At 60.7% G+C, this 6,350-nt stretch carries 3 protein-coding genes and 3 pseudogenes; 2 read left to right on the forward strand and 4 right to left on the reverse strand.

What is annotated here, in order from left to right; translation table 11 throughout:
• The first annotated feature begins 221 nt into the window (after nt 1–221).
• A complete protein-coding gene (locus GR303_RS22460; RefSeq protein ID WP_343038500.1) occupies nt 222–647 on the forward strand; it encodes a L,D-transpeptidase in 426 nt (141 codons plus the stop codon).
• Here the strand turns inward: GR303_RS22460 and GR303_RS22465 are convergent.
• Nucleotides 602–823, reverse strand: a pseudogene (locus GR303_RS22465) (transposase); the annotation flags it as partial. The gene GR303_RS22460 and the pseudogene GR303_RS22465 overlap by 46 nt on opposite strands.
• Before the next feature lie 1,183 nt (nt 824–2,006).
• Here GR303_RS22465 and GR303_RS22470 point away from each other — a divergent pair.
• Nucleotides 2,007–2,987 (forward strand): annotated as a pseudogene (locus GR303_RS22470) (IS481 family transposase); the annotation flags it as partial.
• A 536-nt stretch (nt 2,988–3,523) separates the two neighbouring features.
• Here GR303_RS22470 and GR303_RS22475 read toward each other — a convergent pair.
• From GR303_RS22475 to GR303_RS25570, 3 genes and pseudogenes are all read right to left on the reverse strand, one after another.
• Nucleotides 3,524–4,338: pseudogene (locus tag GR303_RS22475) on the reverse strand (helix-turn-helix domain-containing protein); the annotation flags it as partial.
• 281 nt (nt 4,339–4,619) lie between these two features.
• A complete protein-coding gene (locus tag GR303_RS22480; protein WP_161726441.1) occupies nt 4,620–5,129 on the reverse strand; it encodes a hypothetical protein in 510 nt (169 codons plus the stop codon).
• An 856-nt stretch (nt 5,130–5,985) separates the two neighbouring features.
• On the reverse strand, nt 5,986–6,135 hold the full coding sequence (locus tag GR303_RS25570) for a GcrA family cell cycle regulator (protein WP_161726443.1): 150 nt from the start codon (nt 6,133–6,135) through the stop codon (nt 5,986–5,988).
• Between the last annotated feature and the right edge of the window lie 215 nt (nt 6,136–6,350).

Below are 6,350 nucleotides of genomic sequence, written 5' to 3' on the forward strand. Positions count from 1 at the left end.
CGTTAGGTGAACGTTAGGACAATGGCAATATTTCAGCTGTTCTCTGCCGCCAATCCAGGGCCCGCCTGATGCTTGTCTTCTGTTCGGCGTTCAACCATGTCAACCGCCACTGCACGCGTTTCGCCGTTGTTCTGTTCTTCGCCGCGCTCGCCAGCTGTGTTTCTGTTGAACAGCCGCCGGTACCGACCGCGGGCAAGCTCTCCAATCCCGAATACGTCAGGATGTATGGACCTCGTCCGGATGAACGGTTCCCGCTTCCTGCAACAGATATCTCAGAAGTCGACCCTAAATTCCTGCGCCAGGAAGTCGCCTATCATGGGCCTGAGCAACCAGGAACAATCATCGTTGATACAGCCACTCGGTACCTTTACCTCGTGCGAGAAAGCGGACGCGCTCTCCGCTACGGGATTGGTGTTGGAAAGGAAGGCCTCGCCTGGAGAGGTCGTGCACGGGTGGGCCGAAAGGCCACCTGGCCAAGTTGGACACCGACAGCGGACATGATCAGGCGAGAGCCGGAGCGGAATGCCCGCTGGGCAGTCGGTATGCCTGGCGGGTTACAGAACCCCCTTGGTGCCCGTGTGCTTTATCTTTACAACGGCGACAAGCGCTCCCAGACACCTAGGCGAGCCCAGCAGATGAAGGTCTGAGCGGCCCGCCACCATGGACCCAGTTCAGCGGGGATCGCCTGCCACTTAGCACCATTCTCATGGCGCCAGAGAATGGCATCCAGTGTCCGCCGCAGATCCTGCGGCGGGGTCTTACCCTTAGGATGGCACTGGTCCACCGAAGGCTCCAGCATAGCCCATTGCGTGTCCGTCAGCATGGCTCTTCCTCAAAAAGGACGAGCAAAACGCCTCCAGGTGCAAAGGGTTCAAGTCATAACAGGCCGTAGCATCCCCTCTCCTTGTTCCCCTGTCTTCGAAGGTGTCGCTTCCCAAGATCCAGCTTTGGGAGAAGAGAAAGCGGATATCCTCTCTTCATGCCAGAACGCCAGCATGACCTATTCCCGAGACACCACCGCTATTTCCGAGCTCACCGGCCAACCCGTCAGCACCTGGTCTGAGGAATGGCGGAGCGCACTCACCTTGCCCCCTCCACGGTCGAGGTGATTGCCGCGGACCGGGCCTGCCGGGAAGCTCTTGCATTGAGCACAGTCCATCTGCAGTTGGGCATGTCATCGCCTTTGACGCATGTCAGGGCCCCGGAGCGCCTCTCGACCCATACGTTCGTGGCTCCTGGCAAGAGTGTGCAGTGCTTCTGGGCGGTTTCCAGTTCGACCTGTGCTATCCATGCGCTGTTGTTGCCGCGCAACTCGTTCAGATGGTTTGCCGTGGCCGGTGTCGAGCAAAGGACGTGAAGGCCGCGCAGCGTAACGCGCTCGGCCTGCGCGGCTGCGGGAGTGGCGGCAAGTGCTAGGACGAGAACAAGGCTTTTCATGCGTGATACCCTTCGTTTGACTGCCCGAGAGGCTGCCTAGTTCAGGAAACGCATGGACAAGCCTCCCGATGCATACGCCAAAAGAGGGATGGGGCTCATCGAAACCGAGCCAGAACCATCCTGAAGATGTCCAAGCGGGGGCGGGACGTGTTCTTCAATGGCCGGAAGGACTAGAACGGGAAGACCGTTGACCGGGGCTCGTCGGGATCCGCGGGGCTCAGGCTACCAAGGCGATCCTGGAGACAATGCGGCAGCTGCAGGAAGCCCGTGAGGCCAAGAAATAAGACCTGGCCTAGTTCTAGGCGAGAGGGGTAAGCCCAAGCTCGGCCGGGAGTATCGGACGGGAGGTTTCGATGCCCTTCAATCCTCCTGGCAGGCGGATGTTCCAATGCGGGGGCTGCTTCTGATATCCACTGTTTCCACAGCCTGCCCCCTCTTGCTTTTACTAGACTCGACTTAAGCTGTTTGGTAGCGGAACGTTGTTGGGATCGGGTGCGTTGGGCGATTGAGAACTATACGTGGCGCTTCGATGGCTCGCGGCGCCCGCCACGTGCCTGATGGAGGATCTGATGCTCTCCATTCATCCCCAAGCCCGCACCACCCCAGCCGTTCGTCAGGAGATCGCCCGCTCGAGAGAGCCCACGGGCGTGCTCGCCCGGCGCTTCGGGGTCAGCACCGAGACCATCCGCAAGTGGCGCAAGCGCGGAGCACAGGACTGCCAGGACCATAGCAGCCGGCCGCACAAGCTGCCCTGGAAAGCCACCGACGAGGAGCGGGCGATCGTCTGTGCTCTCCGCTAGGCCACCGGCTTTCCGCTCGATGACCTCACCTTCGTGGTCACGCACTTCCTGCCGCATCTCAACCGCGATGCGGTCTACCGCATCCTCAAGGCTGAAGGCTTGGGGCGCCTGCCGCCGGGGCAGCAGCGCCAGCGCAAGAGCGGCACGTTCAAGGAGTATGATCTCGGCTTCATCCACATCGACATCAAGCACCTGCCCAAGCTGGAGACCGCCAACGGCGAGCGCCGCAAGCGCTTTCTCTATGTCGCCATCGACCGCTGCTCCCGTTGGGTGCACCTGGCCGTCAAGGACGACGAGCTGGCCACCAGCGCGGTCGCCTTCCTCAAAGAGGCGATCGGCGCGTTTCCCTTCAAGGTCACGCACGTCCTGACGGACAGAGGCTCGTGCTTTACCGCCGATGGCTTCGAGGACGCCTGCCGGAGGCTGAAGGTGGAGCACCGCACGACCAGGCCGTATACGCCGCAAACCAACGGCCTCGTCGAGCGCTTCAACGGGCGGGTGCAGCGTGAGGTGCTGGGGATTACAATCAACAGTCATCGGGACCTCGAGACCCTGCTCAAGGGCTTCAACCAGGCCTACAACAGAAGACGGCAGTGCGTGCTCAAGGGAGCTTCACCCGAGCAGATTGTGCAACGGCTCCTGGCCACCGAGCCGAAGATGGCCAACCGGCGCTTCAAGCCACCCGATTCAGACGCTTTGCCCCAAGCCCTCCAGGTCGTCGCTCACGCCAAGGAGGTTTCGCATCCAGATAGCTGGATTACCAAGCAGGGACGTGGGCATGCCCGGGGCCTGTTGGTTGAGGCCGCCTGGGCTGCGGCACGAGCCCCTGGTCCCCTGCGGGCGTTCTTCCTCCGGGTGAGCAGCCGACGCGGCCAGCATGTGGCGGCGGTGGCAGCGGCCCGCAAGCTGGCCGTCCTCATCTGGCATCTTTTGCGCAAGGGCGAGAGCTACCTGTGGGCCCGCCCGGCGCTGCATGCCAAGAAGATGCGCGAGCTCGAGGCGGGCTATCCGGCTGCCCGGGGTCAGAAAGGAGCAGCTCACGCCTACAATCTCAAGAGCCATCGTGATCAGGAGCGACGCTGGGTTGAGCAGGCCGAGGCGGCTTACACCCGGTTCGTGGCAGGCTGGAACCCTCGTGGCCCGAGATCCGGAAAGGTGCGCACGAGCGCTCTAAAGGAGGAGCGACGATAAAGGCTGCGCGGCAGGGTTTGCACCTCAAGCCCTGCTCTTTGCCACAGAGTCACCCGTGCGCCAGGGAAGAATACACCAGGATGATGTAAAAAGCTCTTGTCGATCACATCAGTCGTCTGCGGGCTCTTGGTCCGGGAATGGTCCACGTCCTCGACTGCCAAATAGAGCTCGTACTCATGGTGTTCGGGATTGCCGCAGTACGCGGTGCCGCGGTCGGTGAGCACCCGACACAGCTTCACCTCGTGAGCGTCGAAGAACGGCAGGACACGATCGTTGAGCAGGTCGGCCGCGGTGATTGGGGTCTTGCGGTCGTACAATTTGGCGAACGCCACCTTGGTGTAGTGTCGATGAAGGTCTGCTGGTAGATCCGACCCACCCCTTTCATAGTGCCGACGTAGAAGGTGTCTTGGGCTCCGCAATAGCCAGGACACTCGCTCTCGAACTCGCCATGCGCGTCCTTCTCGGCCTTGGCCTTCTCCAGCGCCGCCAATTGGCTCTCGGTGAGGATCAGGCCTTCCTGCGCGACCTTGGCTTCCAGAGCTTTGAGCCGCTTCTTCATCGTCTCGAGATCATGCCTCTGCCAGACACCACGTACGCCGGCGGGTGAGATCGAATGGCCACGCTTGCGCACCTCTTTGGCAAAGCGGATCTGACCGAAAGCGGGCTGCTCCAGGGACAACTCGATGATCACCGCTTCTAACTCGGGTGGGGCGCGGTTGGCCAGCAGCGGCTTGCGCCGGGTCAGCTCCTGCAGGGCCAGTTCGCCGCCGGTCTCGTAGAGCTCCTTGAAGCGGGAGAAGCTGTCGCGGGAATAGCCCATCATCTTGCAGGCCTGGCTGACATTGCCGAGCTGCTTGGCCAGCTCCAGCAGGCCGACCTTGGCCCGGATGATCTTCTGCTCGTTGGTCATGACGGTGCTCCTTGGGAACGCCGAGGCCGGGCGCTACGCACCCCGACCACTCCGCGCCCGGCCTCGGCTCATGCCTCAGCCTAACGACACCGTCTGTCAGATTAAGTCCAAACTACTTCAATTCAGGATCCCGCACAGTTCGGCTCACCTCACCGAGACGCTGGATGGAGGCGCCGTTTCCAACGCTCAGAGCGCGGAAGTTGCGCGGCTTCAGCCAGTCGCTTCGTCCGTCTGTGTTGGATTGCCTCCCGTGAAGGCGGCATCGAAGCCTCAGGTGTCACTCACTCCGGTCGTGATATTGGTTCAGGCTGCATCACCTGTTCAATGACTCCGGGGCTCCTCTTCCGAGGCTTCCGCTCCTTCTTCAAACTTTCACCCAGCACAGGGTGCACATTGTGGATGGGCGCCGTAGTCGCTCCAGCGTCAGACATGTCGGCCTGTGACACAGCTTCGGCAGCCATCTGCACGGCCGGGTGTGCTTCCGCTGGGGTCTCTGATGAGGCTGCTGGCAAATCCAGTTCTATCTGCTCCTGATTGTCTTGCTCTGAAGAAGGCTCGCGACAGACAGGCTCAACAGGCTCCGCGCTGCCCCAGACAGGCTCGACGATGCTCTGCAGGATGCGCGGAGCCGTAGCTAATTCGGCCGTCGCTTGAGGCTCTTCCGTCTGGACGATCTTGGCTGGCTCAACCGACGTCAGCTCAAACAGTCGCCTGAGCGGAAGTTGATGACGCTGACTTTGAACGCGGGATTTCTTGATCTCGACAGAAAAGGGCTTGGTGTTCCGCCTCATTTCATATGCTGGCTATAAACTGGGAAAGATAGTGAACTAAGTTCTTGTGCGTATCACGTCAACACGAACGGCACATACGATGCTGCACCTGGAGTTTGTGAGAAGTTAATCAATACTCGGATAGTTTCAGCGCTGCGACTTCTCCGAGGCGTCGCCTGTGCGATCAACGCATATCAATGATGAGACAATAGCTATAGTTGGGGGCTGATCTGGCAGAACTTGCAAAGCGCCACGCCCATACGGTTCCCTCGGCTGGTCGAGTTCGGTTACTGGAGCAGACTCGGGAGCTTTGGGCTAAGCTGCCAGTTCCGAACGTGCGTCGGTGATCTGGAACAGGTAGAACCCGTTGAACCGCACGCCAGCCTGGGCGGCCCGGTTCTGGAAGCCTCAAGGGCTCATGTCCAAAGGCCGCAGCGCCCGCTTCAAACCTCCACTCGTCGGGATCAACGATCCCGGGAACTGGGCAGTCCTCCGGCACGGCACAGAGTAGTTTGGGCCCGGGCCTGTTGCGGAAGAGGTTGTAGGTGCATTCCCGCGCGGGTGCTCTGGCCGGAGCCAGGAACTGAATGGATGACATGAGGCCTCCGAAGCTGGCACCTTTGGGCAGGTCTTCGTGCACAGCATCTGGAGCATGCCTTACCTCAGTCAGCATGGATTATGTATCACTCTTGCAGGGGATCCGGAGCAAGTGGGGTCGTCAGAAGCATGAGCTTCCCTGCCCTCGTAAGCAGAGGGCAAACCTGCCTCTGAGTAGCGCTGAGCGATGCAGGACGACGAGTGACCGCGCCGCTCATGTCGAGCGTTTCCCGGCACCAAATTCAGCCATGAAGGGCTTCGCGTAGACCAAGCGCCGGTGCTATGGGCACCAGCTCGAGCCCTCTTGCGTCTCACTTCCGCAGAAGATCGCTTTGTCCTGATCGTCCGAGACGATGAAGCGGCATTGTCGCGCCTGGAGCTTGAACAGGGTTGTTCGGGTCTGCTGGCACGGTTCGCCGATCTCAGGCATGGCTCTGACATCCTGTGCAGGACCACAGTGCAACACGATGAGGCCTCAGAAGAGTTCCACGCCTGCGTGAGCTATCAACAGCTTGATCGTAAGCGCGCATTTCAGTGCACGTCGTAAGGCGGGGTTCAGGCTGGCTGTTTGTTGAAGTTGAAGGGCAGCAGGTCGTCGATATCGGCGTCGTCGGGACGCTGCGGCGATTCGGTGAGAACATGCCG

This window comes from Microvirga arsenatis (genome assembly GCF_009910705.1).
Lineage (GTDB): Bacteria > Pseudomonadota > Alphaproteobacteria > Rhizobiales > Beijerinckiaceae > Microvirga > Microvirga arsenatis.